Here is a 23,160-nt window from a genome sequence, read left to right as displayed (position 1 = left end):
CACTATCCATAACAATCTACATTTCAGGCCAATTAACATTCATCCCCAACCCAACATCCACCCTATTCACCTGTACTCGATACTCTTTCCACGCCCTTAACTGCGCTCGTTCTTCATCTGTAGCAATACCAAGGTCAACAGCATCTTGCAAAGGTGCAATCGCGGCGGTAGCCTCATTTAATAACACTTGTTTTTGATACTTTGCCTCAGCGATTAATTGTTCTTTTGATGGCGGCGGATTGGTGATTGTTAATGCCTCTTGCTCAGAAATAAGGGCTAAATCATCAGCAATAAATTCATCCTGTGACCCATCTGACTCGTAAGCATATATTTCATTGTTTCTATTTTTGTAGTATTTCATTATCTCAGCTCCGCCCATGCTGTCATTGTTCCGACTACGGTACAGATATATTTTGAGTTATTTGGTACAACAGCACATACAAATGACCAATCCTCTCCCTGACCTGCAATCACCCCGTCAACCTTAATTTCAATTAACCCATTACCTCTTTTACAAACGGCAACAAATATTGCCTTACCTGATGTGTTTGTATATGTCACACCAGCGGCTCTTGATGATAATAAATTTTGCCAAGTTTGCTTTTGGCCTAACCCACCATTAGAAATCCTGTCGTCAGTCTCTGATTTAGAATAAGCGCCCACATCTCCTGCCGTAAGGGATATATCTGCACTTAAAGCTTTATTGTTAACTTTGCGTCCACTTGGCACGCGGCCATTCGCGTTATTATTGGCATTGGTTGCCGCAGTATTAGCTGCATTTGCCGTGGCTTGTGCATCTGTACCCGCCTTTTTCGCATCGGCGACTTTGGTATCGGTTTCGGTTTTCGTGTATGCGCTCACATCACCAGCCGTTAAGCTAATATCAGCGCTCAACGGCTTATTAGTTAGCTTAATAGATTGTTCGTTTTAGGATGATTTTGACGACGAAAAGCTATACAAATTTAACTTTTGCATGTCCACAAATTGTCCACACTGGGATGTATTTCTCCGCTGTAAGTACCACCAAATCAGCGTTTAGATCGTCCACAAGTTGTCCACACTTGAACACTTTTAGGCACTTTTGAGCCTTTTTTGTACAGATTATGTACAAAAAAAAGGCACTCGCCCCCGAGTGCCTTTTGACTACAACTCACTGAATATAAAATAAATTACACCTATTCAGCGGTTCTGGTACTTGTGCGGATAAGGTAGTCAAATGCGCTAAGTGCGGCCTTTGCCCCTTCTCCAGCAGAGATGATAATTTGCTTGTAAGGCACTGTTGTACAATCCCCTGCTGCGAAAATGCCTTTTACACTGGTTTCATTACGTGCGTCGATTTCAATCTCGCCCATACGGTTTCTTGCAACTGTATCACCTAACCAATTGGTATTTGGCAATAAACCGATTTGTACGAATGCACCTGCAACCTCTAAAGAACGCACACTTTCGTCTGTACGGTCTTTATACTCAAGGCTAGTCATTTTGCTACCGTCACCTTTTACTTCAAGGGTTTGGGCATTTACAATAATATCGACATTCTTCAAGCTACGTGCTTTTTGTTGTAATACAGAATCTGCTTTAAGTTCTGGCGCAAACTCAAGCACAGTGACATGCTCAACCACACCCGCTAAATCAATGGCAGCTTCAATACCTGAGTTACCACCACCAATAACTGCAACGCGTTTGCCTTTAAACAACGGACCGTCACAGTGTGGGCAGAATGTCACCCCTTTGGTGCGATACTCTTGTTCACCAGGAACGCCCATGTTTCTCCAACGCGCACCTGTCGAAATAATAATACTGCGTGATTTTAAAATACCACCAGATGCTGTTTCGATTTGGTGTAAACCACCTTCTTCAGCGGCTGGGATCAGTTTAGCCACTGATTGACCATCAATAACATCAACATCATAGCTATCAACGTGGTTTTTCAATGCGCCAGCAAAAATGGCTCCTTCCGTTTTGATAACGGAAATATAGTTTTCAATATCAACGGTATCCATCACTTGGCCACCAAAGCGCTCACCGATAACACCTGTGCGGATACCTTTACGTGCGGTGTAAATTGCAGCTGATGCGCCCGCGGGACCACTACCAATCACTAGCACTTCAAAAGGTTCACGTTCAGTCAATGACTTAGCGGCACGTGCATCTGCGTTAGTATCAACTTTGCTGACAATTTCACTCAATGTCATACGGCCTTGGCCAAATTCTTTGCCATTTAGGTAAACGGCTGGAACGCCCATCACGTTACGCTCATCAATTTCATGTTGGAAAAGCGCACCATCAATGGCGGTATGGCTGATATTTGGGTTTAAAACTGCCATTAAATTCAATGCCTGAACAACGTCAGGGCAGTTATGGCAAGATAATGAATAATATGTTTCGAATTGGAACTCGCCTTCAAGGCCTTTTACTTGTTCCAATAACTCTTGCGCTTCTTTCGATGGATGCCCACCAATTTGCAATAGTGCTAGCACAAGAGAGGTAAATTCGTGTCCCAGTGGCGATCCTGCAAAACGCAAACCACTATCAATACCTGGGTTAGTAATTAAAAATGATGGCGTTCTTATCGCACTATTACGTTCTTCACGTACACTCACTTTATCAGACAACGAGGCAATTTGATCGAGCAATTGCTTAATTTCGTTTGATTTTTGGCTGTCGTCTAAATTGGCAACTAATTCAACGGGTTTAGTTAAACGTTCTAAATAGGCTTTTAATTGGGCCTGTAAATTGTTGTCGAGCATGTAATCCCCTTTAATTTTAATCCTAAAATCGGGTACATATACCCGCCATACTGCAAGTTACAGGCAAGGCATCATTGCACTAAATACCTGTAACTCGAGTCATCTAATATTCAATCAAAAGATTAATTAGATTTTGCCGACTAAATCTAAAGATGGAGACAATGTTGCATCACCTTCTTTCCATTTAGCTGGGCAAACTTCACCTGGGTGGCTTGCAACGTACTGAGCCGCTTTCACTTTACGCAGTAAGTCTGCTGCATCACGACCAATACCTTCAGCAGTGATTTCAATCGCTTGGATAATACCTTGAGGGTCAACGACAAATGTACCACGGTCTGCTAAGCCTTCAGCTTCACGCATGTTTTCAAAGTTACGCGTTAATGCGCCTGTTGGATCGCCGATCATCGCATATTTGATTTTACCAATAGTGTCTGAGCTTGCGTGCCATGCTTTATGTGTAAAGTGTGTGTCGGTAGAAACAGAGAAAATTTCAACACCTAATTTTTGGAATTCTTCGTAGTGGTCTGCAACGTCACCCAGTTCAGTTGGGCAAACAAACGTAAAGTCAGCTGGATAAAAGAAGAAAACACTCCATTTACCCGCAACGTCTTTTTCAGAAACTTCGATGAATTTGCCATCTTTAAATGCTTGGTTAGTAAAAGGTTTGATTTGAGTATTAATTAATGACATATGATGTTCTCCTGTTTGGTTGCCTATTAAGTTACTGTTTTACAGCGACTTAATCCAATCAGTACGCGCTATCGATTTGATAGGCATAATCTAATCATTTATTAATAATTGATAGGCAAATCATTAAAACGCTTACTGAGGCATTCAGCAAGCGTTTTCTTTTTAGGTAGGCAATTTAGGACGTTATTACGCCATTGTGGCAATGGTTTTGCGAAAACGAATTAAGGCGAGTGCAAAGAAAACACTGCCAATAACCAGTAAAATAGCAAACTGTGACCAAACAATCTGGAAGCCTGCTCCGCGATACAAGATAGCCTGTGCAAGGCTCACAAAGTGGGTGGTCGGCATCGTTAACATAATATCTTGCACTAATTGTGGCATACTTTCCCGCGCCGTCATCCCACCAGAAAGCATATTCAATGGCAATAAGACTAAAATCATTAATAACCCAAACTGTGGCATTGAACGGGCGATTGTCCCCATAAAAATACCTATGGATGTTGTCGCAAAAAGACTTAAAGCAACGCCACACATAAAGAGCAAAATCGAGCCTTCGATTGGGACTTGCAACAGTGTCTTCACTACTAGCATCAATGAAACTCCTGATGCAATCAGCACCACCAATCCCATTGACCATATTTTAGACATCATGATCTCAAAAGGCGTCAATGGCATCACCATTAGGTGCTCAACCGTGCCATGCTCTCGTTCACGGATCAACGCTGCCCCCGTTAAAACAATCGATAACATAGTGATATTGTTAATAATTGCCATCACGGAACCAAACCACGATTGGGTTAGGTTAGGATTAAAGCGCATCCGTACTTCCAAATCAACAGGCAAGCTCGCATTACTGCGGTATTTCGCTAAGAACTCATTGACCTCACCAAGGGTAATATTTTGAATATAACTATTCCCTAAAAATGCTTGGCTCATACGTGTTGCGTCAATATTCACTTGAATTTCAGGGCTCCTACCCGCTAAGACATCCCGTTGAAAATTAGGCGGAATATCCAAGGCAAAAGTATATGAACCTCGGTTAAGCAAGCCATCTATTTGATCAGGCGTAATATCCGCAGGCGGTAAAAAATAAGGGGCATAGAAGCTATTAATAATCCGGTTTGATAACTGCGACTTATCTTGGTCTGCAATGGCTATCGGAGCGTTATGTAAAGACCCTGGTGTCACCGTTGCGGATGAATAAATCGAAACCGTAAAAGCAAAAACAATCAAAGCCAGCATTGCTTTGTCACGCCCTAAGCTTCGTAACTCCTTAACACCTAAATTAAAGATATTTTGAATTTTATGTATCATCATTAGGACTCCTGTTTTTTCAGGAACAATACACTCAGCCCGATGACAAGAGGAACTGTAATCAACAACGGGATAAATGATGCCTGTAAATCAAACAAGTTAAGGCCTTTGGAGAAAGTCCCTCGCGTGATAGTGAGAAAGTGTGAGGTTGGATAAACCATGCCCACCCAACGCCCTATTCCCTCTAATGATGAAACTGGGTCAATCATTCCCGAAAACTGTGTTGCGGGTATTAATGTGATGATCGACGTACCAAAAATGGCCGCGATTTGGCTTTTCATGAAGCAAGAGATGAGTAATCCAATCCCTGTTGCAATACTAACGTACAAAAATGCAGCCAAGGTCAACGTTAAAAAACTGCCTTTAAATTCCACACCAAAAATATACACCGACAAAATACAAAGCAGTACAAAGTTAAACATCCCCAATAAAATGTAGGGGAGCTGTTTGCCCAGTAAAAACTCTAATTTGGTGATCGGGGTGACATAAAGGTTAATAATTGAACCCAACTCTTTTTCACGCACCACACTTAATGCACTTAACATTGCTGGAATCATCATTAATAACAATGGGATAACGGCAGGAACAATCGCAGGTAAACTGCGTACGTCAGGGTTATAACGATACCGCGTTTCTATATCAATAGCAGGCATACCTGCTACCCCTACAGGCTGCCTAGCCGCCATGGTACTTAACCATGCAAGGTGCATTGCTTGAACATAACCGCGAACCGTTTCTGCACGATTTGGCATTGCACCATCAATCCAAACACCGATTTTCACATTACTTCCACGGGCAATATCACGAGCAAAATTTGGGGGTATTTCAATAGCGACAGTGATTTGACCACTGCGCATGCCTTCTTCAAGTGCGTCATAATCTTGAAGAGGTGGCTGTTCAATAAAATAACGGGAACCTGCAAGGTTTAACGTATAACCTTGGCTTAAGCCTGTCTGGTCACGGTCTAGCACAGAAAAACGTAAGTTTTCAACGTCCATACTGATCCCGTAGCCCATAATAAACATCAAGATCACCGTACCAAGCAAAGCAAGTGTGGAGCGCACTGGATCTCGTCGCAACTCCATACCTTCACGGATGGAATAGCTGAATAAGCGACGTAAACTAAAGCGTTTTTTTAAAGCTTCTGTGGCTTGCTCTTTTAGCTCTGGATCAACATGGAACTCAGGTGCGGTTTCGGTTCCTTGTCCTGCATCACCCACGGCATCTTGTAAGTAAGCAATAAAGGTTTCCTCGAGTGTCGCCAAACCGCGCTTTTTGGTGAGATTAACTGGGGTATCGCAGTCAAGTACCTTACCTGCGTGCATTAAGGATATACGGTCACAGCGCTCCGCTTCGTTCATAAAGTGCGTAGAGATAAATATTGTGACACCGTCACGTCTTGATAGATCAACCATTAAATTCCAGAACATGTCTCTGGCTACAGGGTCAACACCCGATGTGGGTTCATCCAGTATTAGCATCTCGGGTTCGTGGATCACCGCAACCGCTAAAGATAAGCGCTGGCGTATACCTAATGGTAAATCATCAGGCATCGTATCCCTGACTTCATCAAGTTCAAACCGTTGGCACATGTCATCAACACGACGAGCAATTTTGTCTTCTGGAATATGAAACAGTTTTGCATGTAAAACTAAGTTTTGTTCCACACTCAGTTCGCTATACAGAGAAAAAGCCTGTGACATATACCCAACTCGTTTACGCGTTTCGATATCCTTCGGGTCAATTTCTTGCCCAAATAACCAAGCCTGCCCTTCACTCGCCTGCAAAAGCCCAGTCAGCATTTTCATCGTTGTTGATTTACCGCAACCGTTTGAACCTAAAAAACCGAATATTTCCCCTTTTGGGATCTTAAAATTCACGTGGTCAACAGCAACGAAATTGCCAAAACGCATCGTTAAATCTTGCGCTTCAATTGCGATAACATCATCTTTTGAGGTGTCTCTCGGAGGGATCACCACTTTCTTGTGGCCACTGCGTTTTTCTTCTGGCAATAGTTCAATGAAAGCCGCTTCTAGATCATCACATCGTGTTTGGGCTTTTAATTCCGATGCATGCCCTGTCGCTAATACTTTTCCATCATCCATTGCCACCAGCCAATCGAATCTCTCCGCTTCCTCCATATAGGCTGTTGCCACTAATACACTCATATTAGTTTGACGCAAACGGATACGATCAATGAGATCCCAAAACTGAGCACGTGATAAGGGGTCAACCCCTGTGGTAGGCTCATCAAGAATTAACAAGTCTGGATCATGGATTAACGCACAACATAAACCAAGTTTTTGTTTCATGCCCCCTGATAATTTACCCGCAGGTCTGTCTTTAAACGGCGCTAACCCCGTACTTTCAAGTAGATCCTGAATGCGATATTCCCTTTCCTCCTTTGATTGGCCAAATAAACGCCCGAAAAAGTCGACGTTTTCATACACTGATAAGGTATGGTAGAGGTTTTTACCAAGCCCTTGCGGCATGTAGGCAATTCGAGGGCATACTGCGCGACGGTGTTCAGCATCATTCATATCGCCATCAAGTACAAACACATTACCTTGTTGAATAGCCCGCGCCCCTGCTATCAACGAAATCAAGCTGGATTTCCCCACACCATCAGGCCCTATCAACCCAACCATCTTGCGAGCTGGAATCGACAGCACAATGTCATCCAATGCACAATTTTCACCATAATGCTGGCTGACATGCTGTATATCAATGATCACATCATCCATCAGTTTATTGGTCATTGTGGTAATCTCACCTCAAGTTCAGTAGGCCAAGATTCATTTGAGTCCAAACGGACATAAGCTTTACCTGGTAGACCTGTTTTCACATATTCAAGGTGTTGTTCGAGTAATTCAGGGGAGATACGCGCACGAACGCGGAACATCAGTTTTAAGCGTTCATTTTGTGTTTCAACGGTTTTGGGTGTGAACTGGGCAACACTGGCAACAAAGGTCGTTTTAGCAGGAATAACAATATTAGGTGCAGCATCAAGAATAATGTGCACATCGCTTCCCAGAGCCACTTTTCCTGCATCTTCTGTTGGCAAGAAGAACGTCATGTATACATCACTTAAATCCACCATATTCAATACTCGCCCCCCAGCGCCAAGGACTTCTCCAGGCTCTGCAACACGGTATTGAATACGCCCATTACGAGGGGCTTTTAAAATACTGTCGTCTAAATCAGCCATAATGCGGCGCTCTGTAGCGGTTGCTGCATCGACTCGGTTTTTAGCTTGAACAATGCCAGCACTTGCAGAGTCAATCGCAGATGTTGCTGCAGCAACTTGGGCTTTTGATGCTTCTAAAGCTGCACGTGAGCCCTGCATTTGCGCGGTATCATCATCAACCTGTTGCTGAGAAACCGCTTTAGTTCTCACCAATGCTCTTGAACGATTAAGACGCTTTTGTGCGGCATCAAGTTCAGCTTCGCGTTGGCGTACCACTGCCTGAGCGGCTACTTTTTCACTTTTGCGTTGAGCAAGCGCAGACTCTGCGGTGGTGACAGCACTAATCGCTTGGCGTAATTGTGCTTGGACTTCATGGAGTTGTTCTTGAAGCGCACGAGTATCCATACGGGCTAATTCTTGCCCTTCTTTGACAAAATCCCCTTCTCTTACATTGATGGTTTCAATTCGACCTGCAGTTTTAGTCGCAATATCAATCTCTGTCGCTTCTATGCGCCCATTACTTTGCGCAAAACCAGAGGGTAACCCACCTGAATTTATGCTCCAGTAGTAAAAACCACCAGCTGCAATAATGAGTATTAAAATGATGTAAAAAGATATTTTTTGCTTATTTATTTTCATACCATCCCTTTTCCATTAAATGAGAAAACAATGAACAACAATTATTTTTATTAACCTGGTGAAATTAATAAAGCCATATAATTGTTAATATGCGAAATAAATACGGCCAAATACGAAAAAACAAAATTATATTTTTAAAATAGGTTAAATCAGTGTCATTGCTATTCAACCATCAGCTATCTATCTAATTTAACGGAAGTTTATCAAAATTTGGATTAAGTATAGTTGCCTTGCATCACAAAAAATCAGAATAAATTAACAAAATTCATCAGAAGGCATTAATTGTACAACTTTAGATGAAAGAATATAAAAACAAAGCCAGTAAATTTATTTTACTGGCTTTTTCAGACAAACTTTATATTCGTTTAATTATTAGCGATTAACGTGCAAACTCTGCAATTGTTTTTTCATCCATACGGTAACGAACCCATTCATCTTGTGGTTGTGCGCCGATGCTTTTATAAAAATCAATTGCTGGTTGATTCCAGTCTAAAACACTCCATTCAAGACGTTGGCACTTCCTTTCTACGGCTAATACAGCGATATGTTTTAGCAGTTTTTTTCCTGCACCTGCGCCACGAAAATCGGGAGATACATAGAGATCTTCCAAGTAAATACCGTTATTACCTAACCAAGTTGAATAGCTAGTAAAGAAAACCGCATACCCTGCAGGTTTATCATCCACATAACAAATAAGGGCTTCTGTTTTAGAATCTGCGCCAAATAGTGAATTCTCGATATCAGCAACACTGGCCTTAACTTCATGACGAGCTTTTTCATACTCTGCTAATTCAATTATCATCGTTAAAATCAATGTAGCATCTTGCATTGTTGCTGGCTTTATTTCTACGTTCATTTGCGGCTCTCTTGTTATTTGAACGGCAATTTTATGCCTTACATCTTGAACGCCCAACACTTAGCAATTTAATTCATATGAACTCACACGATATAAGCGATATTTATACCTGTAATCCTACCTATTACTACAACCGTTATGAAAAAACGCATTTCTGGATTTTGATCCTTCCCCTCTGTTTGTTATGATTCGTACATTGTTCAACCTAACGAAAAATAAGGAGGCTAATTTATGCTGTTGTGTGATCTCATTGAATACTCACACTTCTTTGGTAATCGCCAGAGCTCAGGCTTTCACAGTTTTATACTGCGATAACCCTGCCTGAGCGAAGCCACAAAGAGATCTTCCCTCAGCTTACTGGGTTGTCGTTATGACTATCCAAGGCATTGTCATGCCTAAAATTTGAGTAAGCTATGAGCACTTTATTATCTGTAAAATCATTAAATTACGACATTTCTACCCACACGCTATTAAATGATGTTTCATTCACCTTGCAACAAGGCGACCGCATCGGCTTAATTGGCCATAATGGCAGTGGAAAAAGTACGCTATTAAAGTTACTTACCCACCAGCTATCCCCCAACAGCGGTAGCATTACCTACGCAAGTCACTGTGTCACGGCGTATATCGAACAACATTTACCCGAAGATGTTGCCCATCTGACACTAATTGAAGCACTGGTTCAAAAAATGTCAGAACAAGACAAGGTCACTGAACGCTGGCGGGCTGAAGTATTACTGTCAGAATTAGGTTTTACTACCCAGCAATGGGAACAAAAAGCCAATGAAATGAGTGGCGGCCAACATACTCGTCTCTTGTTAGGCCGAGCCTTAATTGAACAGCCTGACTTATTATTGCTAGATGAACCCAGTAACCATTTGGACTTGCCCACCTTAATTTGGTTAGGTAATTTTCTACAGTCTTGGAGGGGCAGTTTTGTACTGGTTTCCCACGACCAAGCTTTACTTGATAAAGTCACTAACTGTACGTGGGTTTTACGTGATAAATCGTTACATTTTTATCGGTTACCTTGTAGCGAGGCACGCCGTGCCATGGCTGAAAAAGACATTACCGATGAAAGACGAAATCAGGCGGAGCAAAAAGAGATTGACCGAATCGCCTCTAGCGCAAAACGCTTGGCTATTTGGGGGCATGTTTATGATAACGAGGGTCTTTCTCGCAAAGCAAAACAAATGGAAAAACACATTGATAGACTTAAAGAAACTCAAACAGAGCTCACTGAAGGTTATCAATGGAAATTGGCATTAAATGGTAAACCAATCCCTGCAGACCGAGTTCTCGAGCTCGAAGGAACTGAAGTTTCAACGCCTGCGGGAGAAAATTTGTTTAAAACTGCGTTTCATCAGGTGAAAAGTGGGGATCGTATCGCCATTATGGGAGCAAATGGTTGCGGTAAATCAACCTTATTGCGTCTTCTTTGGCAACATTATCAGCAGGACTTACGCTATAGCAAACACTTAAAGTTTCATCCCACAATTCGTGCGGGATATTATGACCAACAGCTAGAGCAGCTAAATGATAATGATAGCCTCGTGGATGCGCTACGCCCTTTTGCCTCCATTACCGATGAACAGCGTAAAATGGCACTTATTGGCGCTGGATTTGCTTATGCACGTCACCAACAAACCGTGGGAACGCTCAGTGGTGGCGAACGTGCACGACTGCTTTTTATTGGTCTAAGCTTGGCACAATATGAGCTTATTTTATTGGATGAACCAACTAACCACCTTGATTTAGAAGGAAAAGAGTCATTGAGTGAAGAAATTAGCCAGTTTTCAGGGGCATTACTAGTCGTTAGTCACGACAGGTGGCTAATTGAAAATAGCTGCCAACGTTTTTGGTTTATTGATGAGAATCGATTAGAGGAATACCTTAATATCGATGATATTTATCACAAAATTGAACAACAAGCGCAATTATTATCTCACAGTAATACAGATCCTGTTAAACACAGCCATACTGTAAATACTCCCCCAAAGGTCATCTCCCATGAAGATGAGTTGTTAGAAAAACTATTGGTGTTAGAGGAAAAATTAGAAGCTGATAAGCAGCGTAAATTAAGCCACCAAAAACCATTGTTACAACAACAATGGGTTAATGAAATAGCACAAATACATGCCCAATTAGGGTTGTAAGCTTACCCCCTGATTACTGATGTAGTCAGGGGTTTTTTAATCCAAATAAAATATAGAGCAGATATCAATCAAAGGATATGCAGAGTTTACAAAATAATTATATTTTTAGTTAAAGCCATTTGGCTTTTCTTAAACATCAAAATAGATTTATTTAAAATATGGCATGCATTCATCTAGTGGTAGTTAACCACCAGTTCAGTCCACTGTTGAATAAAGATTTTGTAAACCATTCATCTTAGTATTTAATTTTTTGTTTTTTTGCGCGCTTAAAATAAGATGTAGGCACATTTGGGCAGACAACTTCTTTAAATTTATCATCTTTCTTTGTGCTTTTTTCGGCTTCGTTAGATGTAGAAGTATTATCCTGTGCCGCTTTACGATTATCTGTCATATATGAGTGCTCTTTTGCTTGAATTATATCATTAGTTTTAGCCATTTGATTTTCCTTCCGTCACTAATACCGCGTTGACCTCTTCTATTCGTTCAACTGCTTGGTTAATGATTTCAACAACTTTTGCTGACTCGTCTTTACTTAATTGCTGTAAAACGATTTTGTGCCTCAAAAGTGATTTAAATTTATCCACTGCACATTCAATCTCATTAGCAAATTGGTTTCCCGCTTTAAGCTCTTGTGCATAATTTAACTTTAGTTGAACTTCTGCCAAAAGTTCAGCTTTTAATAATAAAAAGCACCGCCCTTCTGGAGTGATGACAAAACACTTACGACCTTTGTCATTCTCTTTACCCGTTCCCGCAGTAATAAAACCTAATTCTTCTAATAATGTTAGTGTTGGATAAATAACCCCAGGGCTTGGGCAATAAAACCCTGCCGTTTCCTCTGAAATTTTTTTGATCAGGTCATAGCCGTAATTTATTCCCTCAGTCAGTAAGTGTAGAATATATATTCTTAACTGTTTAGGGTTAAACATTCGACTCACACTCTTACCATTACATAAGCAAGGATCAAGTTGTTGTTCGTTTGCCATTCAAATTCTCAGTGTTTGTTTTGATGCCAAAACCGATATATCGGATATAATAGTCACTTCTATAAAAAATGCTAGCTTTAGATATATCTGTTTTTTTGCATAACGTGCTAATGATAATCATTCTTAGTTAGATTATACGCATTGATATAACCTAAAGCAGTCATTATTGTGCTGTAAATTATCTGAATTGCTCGCTTTTGAGCATAAAAAAGCCAGTCCGTAGACTGGCTTAAGACTGCTGACAAACCGATTAGGTTTGACTGCAGGTTAGATCGGTATTATCCAATTTATTAACCAATATTGGGTAATACGTTAAATACAATACCCAGCTGAACACCAATCACGACTATTCCACATAAAAATACGACCAGCAATCCAATCGGGCCACCTAATACTTGGTATCGACGCTGATTTAATGTGCGAGACTTAAATGCCATTGCGCTTGGTAATAATAACGCAAGAATTGATAAGGCGATTGCGGCATAACCCAGTGCCATCACAAACCCCTTCGGATAAAACAACGCAAACACTAAAGGTGGTCCAAACGTCAACAAACCTGTTTGTATACGCCCTACCGCGTTATCTTGTCGCTTAAATAAGTCCGCTAAGAAATCAAATAGCCCTAACGCGACGCCTAAAAATGATGTTGCTAGCGCCAAACTCATAAACATCTGTGCCACTAACTCTGTGCGACCTGATTGTGCCACATCTTTAATCGCATCTAATAAGCCATTAAGCCCTACATTTTCTGCCAAAATACCCACAAACGTCGTTGTTCCGATACTCCCCAGCGTCGCAATTTGCCATAAAATATAAGCAATAAGGGGAATGGCGCTACCAATAATAAAGATAACTCGCAGTTTTTTAACGTCTCCCCCCATATATTTCACAATACTTGGGACACTGCCGTGAAAACCAAACGATGTAAAGAAGACAGGGATCGCAGATAAAATCAGGACTTTCTCCGTTGGTGCAGCCAATAAATTTTGTTGCTCTACATGCGGCATCATTAACGCCAAAATAATGACTAAGAAAATAATTTTTGCAGTGAATAATATACGATTAATAAAGTCTACTGACGAAGTCCCAAAACAGACGACCCCACCACCAATCACCGTAAACAGGAGTATTCCCATCCAATCCGCCATGTCAACCGCAAAACTGCTTTTAAGATTTGACGTGATGATTTCACCCGCCCCACTCACATAAGCCGCGGTTAAGGCGTACATAAGAAACATCATGCTAAAACCAGTAATAAATTTGCCCCCAGATCCTAAATAGCGCTGAGCGACACTACCAATGCCTGTTTCATAGGATTCATGCTGGTAAACTTCAACCAAAAGAAGTGCGGTGTAGCACATCAAGGCCCATAAGGCTAATAACATGCCTAAACTAACTAAAAATCCGTTACCCGCTGCCGCTATTGGCATTGCCAACATCCCTGCACCAATCGTCGTACCTGCAACAATAAAAATACTACCCAATGTGCGATTTTTCATATTGAGATCCTAACAAATTAATTAGAGGCTAATTTATAATTGGAGTGATTTATTTTATTTTCTTCATCAACGAGTTGTTGTAATTTTTCTTCAAACGTTGCGATTAATGCACCCCAGTAATTTTCAAAATGCTGCTTATCACGTAAGCAATGAGTCATTACTGCTGCTCGTAATACATACACAGACTGAACGTTATGCCATTCACTGTCAGTAAAGTTAGCATCTCGACATAAATTCAATGGATTATCACCATATTCTTCGTAGGTTAATGATGTTGACGAGGTTAAAAAGTCGTTTGAATAGGTGCGACCTGCTGCATAAGAACACAGTTCATAAAGCCGTTTGTTTAAGCGGTTTTGCTTTTCTAAAGAGGGATTTCCTAATTCACGGAACATAAAGTTAATCATGTGAAAATCAGGATCTGGCATTGCAAAAATTGTAAACTTACGCCCATCAATATTAAATGCCTTGCACTGATTGATTTTTTCAATCATCCAGTTGGCCGTTGTAATACCCGCAGCAAGCACTTTGCCATACCCCAAAAGATTTAACGGAACTAACCTGTGTGCAGCCCAAACAGCGGCTGCTGTCGCCCCTGCTTTTGAACCTTCCATTATCGATGAGCCTAAAATAACATTGTGCTGCTTGTCTAATTTATGATGTTTTTCCTGAACGTCTTCAAATACATAAGCTGCATGATAAGAAATCAAATCAACAATACGCTTATCCTTCATACAAATAGCCCCTGCACCATATGGAATAAAGCCTACTTTATGAGGGTCTACTGTAATTGAATCCGCTTGATTTAGTGCTTTAAAGCTTTCATACACATCCAATTTTGGCCAAATAACATCTTGGGGGAAAATACCTTCCTGATGATAACGATGAATAAGTGCGTCATATTCTATAAACTGGTTATCTTCATCACGGAACATCGCACACGCATAACCTGCATACGCTGCATCAACATGCACATAAAAAGACACTCCGTATTGCTCTTCACATTCACGACGCAAATCAATAACGGCTTTTACATCATCTATAGCACCTGTTTCTGTTGTACCGACAACAGCAACAACGGCAAGAATTGGCTCTCCTTGCTCTATTAATGAGAACACGGTTTCACGCATTTTCTGCACATCGGTTCGATAGCATGTATCAACGGGCAATTGCACGATATTTTGTTGACCAAGCCCCAAAATATCCATCGCTTTCATCCATGAATAGTGCTTAGATTGAGGGACTAACAATTTCCCCAAGTTATGTAATGATACACCTGTACCGCGTGCTGTTAGCTCTCTCACCTCTTCAAAAGTATTTAACTTTTTTAATTCATCAATGAGTTCTAAAACGGCAGCGACTGGTAAATTGAGCAGTTCTTTTTCTGATTTTCCAATTAACAAATGCTGAGATTTTTCATGTTGGGCAATGGCTATAGGTAAACTTTTAAGATTTCGTGCAACCCACAGACCTTCATAATTCGCAACAGTTCCGCCTGATGTAATATGCCCCCAGGATTGATTCACGTTATAACCAAACATGTTGCACAAGTCTAATCCTGCTTCGATTTCCAGTGCGGTGGTCGTAGGAGAGGACTCTTGAGCACAATTATTGGGGTTGTACATCATCGCCATCACATAAGCGAGATTTGAAACCATGAGTGTATCCGCATTCATATGCCCCATATAACGTGGTGAAAACCAAGGAACAGATGTACTTTTTAACTTTGAGGATAATTGATTAAGGATCCCCTCCGTTCGATACAATGTATCTCTATACTCAGGGGCATAGCGGTCAACAGTCGTAATATGGTCAGGATCTTCAGGATGGTAACTTGAACGCCAATGCATGTGTTCCGTAACAGAATACTCCATCATCTCTTTAAAAAAGACTGCATTTTCAGATTTTGGGCCTAAGAAAAGTGCATCCACATTCATTTTCGAATTATTAAAATTATTCATTTAACTACACCTTCAAATTACAATTAGGTAACGCTTAATTGCACTTAAGTTAATTCACTTAATATCATTGGAAAGTGCATAACGGGCTGTATGCATATAAAAGATATCAATATATTAATGATATGCATTTAAAAATATCATTTAAGCATTAATTATTGATAAACAAACCGTTAATGGCCAACTTATTTATAGATATAATTCATTTTTATTTAATTATTAACAAACTAATCAGGATTTTGTTTGGAATTGTGGGCAGGCACAAAAAATCAAAATTTATTTAGCTGTAAAGAGATATTTACGCTAAAAAAGCTTGATAATGTAAATTATTTGTTATAGAGAAAGTGAACTCCAACGACTTTCTATTCGCAGATAGAAAGCCGTCAGCCTTATAATGAAAATGCACAACTAGCTATTTTTTAAAACTATTTTTCCAATCAGGTCACCCGACTCCATATATTGATGAGCCTCTTTTATTTGTGATAACAGATACAATTTGTTAATAATTGGTTTTATTTTACCATTTTGCAACATTGGCAAAATATGTTCTTTTAGTTCTGTCGCTATCTGTATTTTTTCATCAATAGAGCGTGAACGCATGGTTGAACCTGTGTGAGTTAACCGTTTAACCATAAGAGGCATCATATTAAGTCGTTCTGGATTTCCCTTCATCATGCCAATTTGAATTATTCGCCCACCTTTTGCAGCAACTAAATAGTTTTTTTCCACATAATCGCCACCAATAATATCAACTACCATATTAACACCACGTGATAACGTGAAATTCTGCGTGGCTTCGACAAAATCATCAGTTCGATAGTTAATAATGCAATCTGCCCCTAATATTTTTGCAGCATTCGCTTTTTCTTCCGAACCGACGGTGGTGATCACTGTTGCCCCCATTGCTTTTGCTATCATAATGGCCACACTACCAATACCCGATGTTCCCCCGTGGATGAGCACCGTTTCATTTTTTTTAAGTTGGCCAATCTGGCACATATTTGCCCAAACAGTAAAAAAGTTTTCAGGAATAGCGGCACCTTCAATAAATGACAAATTGCCTAGCGGTAATGCAATATCCTTATGTACTAAGCAATATTCTGCATAACCTCCACCTGCTACTAATGCACAAAGTGTGTCACCTAATTGCCAATTATCAACATCGTCTGCTTTTGCAACAACTGTACCTGCTATTTCTAACCCCATAATTGGAGATGCATCGGCAGGAGGTGGGTAAGAACCCTTTCGCTGAAAAATATCGGGGCGATTAACCCCTGCGGCTTCAACCTTAACAAGTAAATATCCTGCAGAAATTCTGGGCAGCGGTTTTTCAATTAATTGCAACTTTTCAGGGCCACCTGGTTCAATAATATTCACAACCGTCATTGTAGTGGGTAAAGGCTGTTGAACATGTGTCATCATGGTCTCCTTTTAGAGGTTAATTTGAAAAATTGATATTTTTAAATTTATTTTTGTGTTAAATTAATGCTAATTAGTTTAATGAATCGTGCTTTAAAATTGCATTTTTAAGTATTAATTCTAATAATGACGTAAGTCAGCTTTTTATTGTTTAGGTGCTAATATTTAATCTATATCAAACATAATATTTAATAATCTGCGTTAATTTAGCATTAACGTCTAAATTAACTAATTTGATGGCCCCTACTTGTCTGGCTATTTTGTCTAATTAGTCAATTCTGTCCTATATTACTACTTACCAGCCGCCTTATCTTATGTTAAAATTGACTCATATCAATAATTTTAACTTGATTGAGCATTTAATATGATCCCAGAAAAAAGAGTTGTTCGTCGCATCCAGTCTGGTGGTTGTGCAATTCATTGTCAGGACTGCAGTATTAGTCAACTTTGCATTCCTTTTACTCTGAATGAACATGAACTGGATCAACTTGATAATATCATTGAGCGTAAAAAACCGATTCAAAAAGGCCAAGCATTATTTAAGGCTGGGGATGAATTACGTTCTTTATATGCCATCCGCTCAGGCACGATAAAAAGCTACACCATAACTGAAGAAGGTGATGAGCAAATCACAGGTTTCCATTTAGCAGGCGACCTCGTCGGTTTTGATGCTATTATTCATACACAGCACCCAAGTTTTGCACAAGCACTTGAAACATCTATGGTTTGTGAAATTCCATTTGAAACGTTAGACGATTTATCAGGCAAAATGCCGAATCTACGTCAACAAATAATGCGCTTAATGAGTGGTGAGATTAAAGGCGATCAAGAAATGATCCTTTTATTATCCAAGAAAAATGCGGAAGAGCGTTTAGCTGCATTTATTCTTAATCTCTCTCATCGTTTTGCTGAACGTGGTTTTTCACCAAGAGAATTCAGATTAACCATGACTCGTGGTGATATCGGTAATTACCTCGGTTTAACCGTCGAAACAATTAGTCGCCTATTAGGCCGCTTCCAAAAAAGTGGCATGCTTAGCGTAAAAGGCAAATATATCACTATCGAAGATATGACTAAATTGACTGATATTGCAGGTAAAGTTTCAGCAATTACTTGCTAGCTTCCCCAAACGGATCACATTAATGGTGATCCGTTTTCGTTTTTTTCCCCAGATTTCTTGCCTATTTAACGCCAATATCTTAGTTTATCTATGTGGAAATATCCGTGTATCGAGAGGACTTCAATATGGCAAACTATAAAAACCTGCTAGTTGCAATTGACCCAAATCAGGATGATCAACCTGCATTAAGACGAGCTGTCTACATCGTGCAGCGTAATGGTGGACGGATAAAAGCGTTTTTACCCATCTATGACTTGTCTTATGACATGACAACGCTGCTCTCTCCTGAAGAACGTAACGCTATGCGTAAAGGTGTCATCAGCCAAAAAGCGGCGTGGATTAAACAGCAAGCCCACTTCTACCTCGAAGCGGGTATTGATATCGAAATAAAAGTGATCTGGCATAACAAGCCTTATGAGGCCATTATTCAAGAGGTCATCAGCGGTGAACACGACTTGTTATTAAAAATGGCTCATCAGACCGATAACTTTGAATCCATTATCTTCACACCTCTAGATTGGCATTTACTCAGAAAATGCCCATCTCCCGTTTGGATGGTAAAAGATAAAGTTTGGCCTGATCACGGGTCGGTGGTGGTTGCGGTTAACTTGTCTAATGAAGAATCCTACCATGACGACTTAAATATTAAGTTAGTGGAAAAAACGCGTGATTTAGCGACACGAATTATTAAGGAACAAGAAATTCATCTTGTCAGCGCCTACCCTGTCGCCCCGATGAATATTGCAATTGAGCTGCCTGATTTTGACCCTAGCCTTTATAATAATGCGCTACGTGGTCAGCACCTAATTGCTATGAAAGAATTAAGACAAAAATTCAGTATCGATGAGAAATACACGCATGTTCGCGAAGGATTACCAGAGAAAATCATTCCAGAAATGTGTGAGGAATTACAAGCGGGTGTCGTTGTACTGGGCATTTTAGGCCGTACTGGCCTATCCGCAGCGTTCTTAGGAAATACCGCTGAACACGTTATTGATAAACTAAAATGTGACTTATTAGCAATAAAACCTGATGGTTTTGTTTGCCCTATTAATGCCGCTGATGATGACTAAACCATTACCTTAAGTATTTAACCCCCATACTTTTGGGGGTTTTCTATTAAGAGCATTATTATTGTTGCTGTAAATTTGTATTGAGTATTGGCCAGGCTTGCATCGCATTAAAAATAACTTGGTTTAATCTTTCAAGCTCGATGCCATCACAAGCTTGAATGGTAAAACCATCAATCACCGTAATATAAAAATCTACAATGGCACTAATAGGGGCATCAGGCGCAACATCACCATCTTCAATGCCTTTTTTCATACGCTGCAACAAAATTTCTTGATAGCTTTTGCGCTTTTCTTGCACACTCAATTGCACATCTTCAATTTGCTTAGAACCATTCATGGTCGCAGTAATTAACATACAACCCGCGGGCTTACCTGGTTGAATAAGCTTCTTTGCGCTCTCATACATCAACAATTCAATCGCCACTTTCGCTGTTTTCGCTTGCTTCACGATAGACAAAATGGGGCACGCTTCATTAGTTAAATAATATTCAATGCATTGATTAAACAATGATGCTTTATCACCAAAAGCACAATAAAGGCTGGGCGCAGTGATGCCTAGTGCTTGGGTTAAATCACTAATCGATGTCGCCACATAACCATTTTGCCAGAACAATAACATGGCTTTTTCTAATGCGTCTTGCTGGTCAAACCCTTTAGGTCGCCCACGTTTTATCTGATTCATATTCTCACTTCACCAGTCATCGATACAGTGTACCATAAACATTTTATAACGATCACTATAAAAACAATTGACAGCATCTAAATTAGCATAAAGAATAGCGCAATAATTCTATAGCGGTCACTATAAAATTATACATTTACACTTTATTCAATTTTCCATGGAAAGCACATGACAACAATTAATCTTTCTTCGCACAATGGTAACTGGCTTTCACTCTTATCTGCAACTTTTGCCTGCTTCATTATTGTGACTGGTGAATTTTTAGCCATTAGTGTGCTAAATGACATCGCTCACGATTTTCAAATTTCAACAGGAACAGCGGGCCTTACAGTCACCGTAACGTCAATTGCAGGGATGGTTTCCGCACTATTCGTCCCAATTTATGCAAAAAATATTGATAGACGCCAAGTATTACTCTTTTTAGTTGCACTGATGATATTCGCCAATGCAATTACTGCGTTTGCATCCAGTTTTGGGTTAGTTCTACTAGGCCGATTTGCACTAGGAATCGCATTAGGTGGTTTCTGGGGGGTTGCTGCTGGCCTTGTGATCCGTTTGGCTCCTAAAAATATGGCGATTACCACTTCTGTAACTATCTTCTTTTCTGCGGTGACATTAGTGACCGTCATTGGAGTTCCTTTAGGGGCGTTGTTATCTGACAACTACGGTTGGAGAATGCCATACATCGCGCTAGTTATTGCGGGTATTGCAGCGCTATTGATGCAATATTTTTCGTTACCTTCATTGAAGCCTTCTTCATCCATGCAGTGGAATGAATTATTACTCATGCCGTCACACCCTATTGCACGTAAAGGGTTGATCATATTCACGTTGATTTTCTTAGCGCATTTTTCGGCTTATAACTATTTTACCGTATTTTTCAAACAAACCGCGGGATTTGCTGAAGGGCAAATTTCTGCATTATTGCTATTTTTTGGCCTTGCCAGTGTCGTAGGCAACATTTTAGCGGGTTACGTGGGGAAATATAACGTTCGCTATAATTTTGCCATCAGCGCATTACTGTTAGCTTTAGCATTTTTAGCATTATCTGCCTTAGATTTTAATTGGGCAACGAGCGTAATATTCGTATTTTCATGGGGTGTAGCGGCGGGTATGGTTCCTGCCACGATTAATATGTGGATGCATGTCCATGTGCCTGAGCTAACAGAAAAAGGTTCCGCCTTAATTACTTTTATGTTTTTAATTTTAATTACGATCGGTAGTTTAGTTGGGGGCTATGTGATGGATCACTTCAATGGTGGCGTTCTCATGGCCAGTATGTTAACGATTGCGACGCTTGCTTTCTTATTGGTCTTTACCTTTGCACGCGGTTTAACCAATTGCGCTCGCTTTTGCACAAATAAATGATTAAAAAATGGGGTTACTGGCATAGGCCAATAACCCCACAATATTTATTTAATTATTCAGTGATTACAACGCACGTAAGATAGCATCAACGCTGTCTTTCGCATCACCAAACAACATTTGCGTATTTTCTTTAAAGAATAATGGATTCTGCACACCTGCATATCCCGTATTCATAGAACGTTTAAATACAATCACATTATTCGCTTTCCAAACTTCCAAAACTGGCATTCCAGCGATTGGACTATTTGGATCCTCTTGCGCCGCAGGGTTAACCGTATCATTCGCCCCAATAACTAATACCGTATCAGTGTCAGAGAAATCATCATTAATTTCATCCATTTCTAATACAATATCATAAGGGACTTTTGCTTCAGCCAGTAACACGTTCATATGGCCTGGTAAACGCCCAGCAACTGGGTGAATACCAAAACGGACATTGATACCGCGTTCGCGCAGTTTGGTTGTAATATCTGCTACAGGATACTGTGCTTGAGCTACTGCCATACCGTAGCCTGGTGTGATGATCACTGAAGTTGAGTTTTTCAACATTTCAGCGACTTCTTCGGCGGTACTTTCACGGTACTCACCCATTTCTTCTTCAGTACCTGTTGAAGAGCCATCTGTACCAAAGCCCCCCGCTATCACACTGAAAAATGAACGGTTCATCGCCTTACACATAATGTAAGACAGGATAGCACCCGATGAGCCCACTAAAGCCCCTGTCACAATCAGCAAGTCATTACTTAACATGAAGCCTGCCGCTGCCGCTGCCCAACCTGAATAGGAGTTCAGCATTGAAACGACTACTGGCATGTCTGCACCACCAATAGAAGCCACTAAGTGCCAACCAAAGGCTAATGCAATCACCGTCATGATTAACATTAAGAACACTTGCAAGCCAACGCTTTGCGTCTTAACGAAAATCACTAATAAAATAAATGAAACCACCAGCGCAGCTAAGTTGAGTTTATGACGGTTTGGCAACATCATTGGTTTAGATGACATTTTGCCTGATAACTTACCGTAAGCCACCACTGAACCCGTAAAGGTCACCGCACCAATGAAGATACCGAGGAAAACTTCAGTTAAATGAATATTTTCCATCACAGCATCAGCATGGCCTTCACTTGCGATAAAGCTGTTAAAACCAACGAGCACTGCCGCTAAACCGACGAAGCTATGCAAAATAGCAACCAGCTCTGGCATTTCGGTCATTTCAACTTTTTTTGCTAAACGGATACCAATAACGGCCCCAATAACCATCGCAATGATCATCCAGCCTACATTGGCACTGTGTGGCCCCAAAATGGTCGCGATAAGTGCAATCGCCATACCAATCACGCCATAAGTATTCCCTCGTTGAGAACTTTCATGGCGTGATAGCCCCGCTAGACTAAAAATAAATAGGATAGCAGCAACAATGTACGCCGCTGTCACAATTCCACTCGACAACATAAGTTACC

The 23,160-nt window shown here is 40.5% G+C and carries 19 protein-coding genes; 4 read left to right on the top strand and 15 right to left on the bottom strand.

Annotated features, from left to right (window positions below):
- Positions 1-16: 16 nt before the first annotated feature.
- From PSF27_RS04240 to PSF27_RS04205, 8 genes are all read right to left on the bottom strand, one after another.
- Positions 17-361: a tail fiber assembly protein gene (locus PSF27_RS04240; RefSeq protein WP_272680917.1), complete on the bottom strand. Its 345-nt coding sequence runs from the start codon at positions 359-361 to the stop codon at positions 17-19.
- Positions 361-861, bottom strand: coding sequence for a hypothetical protein (locus PSF27_RS04235; protein WP_272681006.1), 501 nt, complete (start codon positions 859-861; stop codon positions 361-363). The genes PSF27_RS04240 and PSF27_RS04235 overlap by 1 nt, the downstream gene beginning before the upstream one ends.
- 314 nt (positions 862-1,175) lie before the next feature.
- A complete protein-coding gene (gene ahpF / locus PSF27_RS04230) occupies positions 1,176-2,750 on the bottom strand; it encodes an alkyl hydroperoxide reductase subunit F (RefSeq protein ID WP_272680916.1) in 1,575 nt (524 codons plus the stop codon).
- A 126-nt stretch (positions 2,751-2,876) separates the two neighbouring features.
- Entirely contained in the window at positions 2,877-3,440 is a 564-nt protein-coding gene (ahpC, locus tag PSF27_RS04225) for an alkyl hydroperoxide reductase subunit C (protein ID WP_206084249.1), read from the bottom strand.
- A gap of 186 nt (positions 3,441-3,626) precedes the next feature.
- Entirely contained in the window at positions 3,627-4,754 is a 1,128-nt protein-coding gene (locus PSF27_RS04220) for an ABC transporter permease (RefSeq protein ID WP_306803685.1), read from the bottom strand.
- A gap of 2 nt (positions 4,755-4,756) precedes the next feature.
- Positions 4,757-7,513 carry a ribosome-associated ATPase/putative transporter RbbA gene (gene rbbA / locus PSF27_RS04215; protein WP_272680915.1) on the bottom strand — a complete coding sequence of 919 codons (2,757 nt, stop codon included), beginning with the start codon at positions 7,511-7,513 and terminating at the stop codon, positions 4,757-4,759.
- On the bottom strand, positions 7,510-8,580 hold the full coding sequence (locus PSF27_RS04210) for an HlyD family secretion protein (protein WP_206084241.1): 1,071 nt from the start codon (positions 8,578-8,580) through the stop codon (positions 7,510-7,512). The genes rbbA and PSF27_RS04210 overlap by 4 nt, the downstream gene beginning before the upstream one ends.
- A gap of 379 nt (positions 8,581-8,959) precedes the next feature.
- A complete protein-coding gene (locus tag PSF27_RS04205) occupies positions 8,960-9,436 on the bottom strand; it encodes a GNAT family N-acetyltransferase (protein ID WP_206084239.1) in 477 nt (158 codons plus the stop codon).
- A 413-nt stretch (positions 9,437-9,849) separates the two neighbouring features.
- On the opposite strand from PSF27_RS04205, the gene PSF27_RS04200 reads away from it, so the two are divergent.
- Positions 9,850-11,592, top strand: a complete 1,743-nt coding sequence (locus tag PSF27_RS04200; protein ID WP_272680914.1) for an ABC-F family ATP-binding cassette domain-containing protein — start codon at positions 9,850-9,852, stop codon at positions 11,590-11,592.
- A gap of 235 nt (positions 11,593-11,827) precedes the next feature.
- On the opposite strand, the gene PSF27_RS04195 is transcribed toward PSF27_RS04200, so the two are convergent.
- The 5 genes from PSF27_RS04195 to PSF27_RS04175 form a co-directional block, all read right to left on the bottom strand.
- A complete protein-coding gene (locus PSF27_RS04195) occupies positions 11,828-12,028 on the bottom strand; it encodes a DEAD/DEAH box helicase (RefSeq protein ID WP_272680913.1) in 201 nt (66 codons plus the stop codon).
- On the bottom strand, positions 12,021-12,578 hold the full coding sequence (locus PSF27_RS04190) for a PadR family transcriptional regulator (protein ID WP_206084235.1): 558 nt from the start codon (positions 12,576-12,578) through the stop codon (positions 12,021-12,023). Before PSF27_RS04190 ends, PSF27_RS04195 begins: the two co-directional genes overlap by 8 nt.
- A gap of 290 nt (positions 12,579-12,868) precedes the next feature.
- Positions 12,869-14,017 carry a tyrosine transporter TyrP gene (tyrP, locus tag PSF27_RS04185; RefSeq protein ID WP_318826048.1) on the bottom strand — a complete coding sequence of 383 codons (1,149 nt, stop codon included), beginning with the start codon at positions 14,015-14,017 and terminating at the stop codon, positions 12,869-12,871.
- A gap of 77 nt (positions 14,018-14,094) precedes the next feature.
- Positions 14,095-16,038 (bottom strand): pyridoxal phosphate-dependent decarboxylase family protein, encoded by a 1,944-nt coding sequence (locus PSF27_RS04180; RefSeq protein WP_272680912.1) that lies wholly within the window; start codon positions 16,036-16,038, stop codon positions 14,095-14,097.
- Positions 16,039-16,443: 405 nt separating this feature from the next.
- Positions 16,444-17,454, bottom strand: coding sequence for an NAD(P)H-quinone oxidoreductase (locus PSF27_RS04175; protein ID WP_371007147.1), 1,011 nt, complete (start codon positions 17,452-17,454; stop codon positions 16,444-16,446).
- Positions 17,455-17,818: 364 nt separating this feature from the next.
- Here PSF27_RS04175 and PSF27_RS04170 point away from each other — a divergent pair, with 364 nt between their 5' ends.
- Together PSF27_RS04170 and uspE are read left to right on the top strand one after the other, a co-directional pair.
- Positions 17,819-18,574, top strand: coding sequence for an FNR family transcription factor (locus PSF27_RS04170; protein WP_068443675.1), 756 nt, complete (start codon positions 17,819-17,821; stop codon positions 18,572-18,574).
- Positions 18,575-18,699: 125 nt separating this feature from the next.
- Entirely contained in the window at positions 18,700-19,647 is a 948-nt protein-coding gene (uspE, locus tag PSF27_RS04165; RefSeq protein WP_206084232.1) for a universal stress protein UspE, read from the top strand.
- A gap of 58 nt (positions 19,648-19,705) precedes the next feature.
- Here uspE and PSF27_RS04160 read toward each other — a convergent pair whose 3' ends face one another.
- Complete coding sequence (locus PSF27_RS04160; protein WP_206084231.1) at positions 19,706-20,329, bottom strand: TetR/AcrR family transcriptional regulator; 624 nt, start codon at positions 20,327-20,329, stop codon at positions 19,706-19,708.
- A 168-nt stretch (positions 20,330-20,497) separates the two neighbouring features.
- Between PSF27_RS04160 and PSF27_RS04155 the strand changes: the two genes are divergently transcribed.
- The gene (locus tag PSF27_RS04155) at positions 20,498-21,697 is read left to right on the top strand and encodes an MFS transporter (protein ID WP_206084230.1); all 1,200 of its coding nucleotides are present in this window, start codon (positions 20,498-20,500) and stop codon (positions 21,695-21,697) included.
- A 63-nt stretch (positions 21,698-21,760) separates the two neighbouring features.
- Here PSF27_RS04155 and pntB read toward each other — a convergent pair whose 3' ends face one another.
- Positions 21,761-23,149 (bottom strand): Re/Si-specific NAD(P)(+) transhydrogenase subunit beta, encoded by a 1,389-nt coding sequence (pntB, locus tag PSF27_RS04150; protein WP_225819499.1) that lies wholly within the window; start codon positions 23,147-23,149, stop codon positions 21,761-21,763.
- Between the last annotated feature and the right edge of the window lie 11 nt (positions 23,150-23,160).

Source organism: Providencia sp. PROV129, assembly GCF_028482245.1.
Lineage (GTDB): Bacteria > Pseudomonadota > Gammaproteobacteria > Enterobacterales > Enterobacteriaceae > Providencia > Providencia vermicola.
Note: the sequence above shows the minus strand (reverse complement) of the source record. Positions and strands in the feature narration are given on the sequence as shown.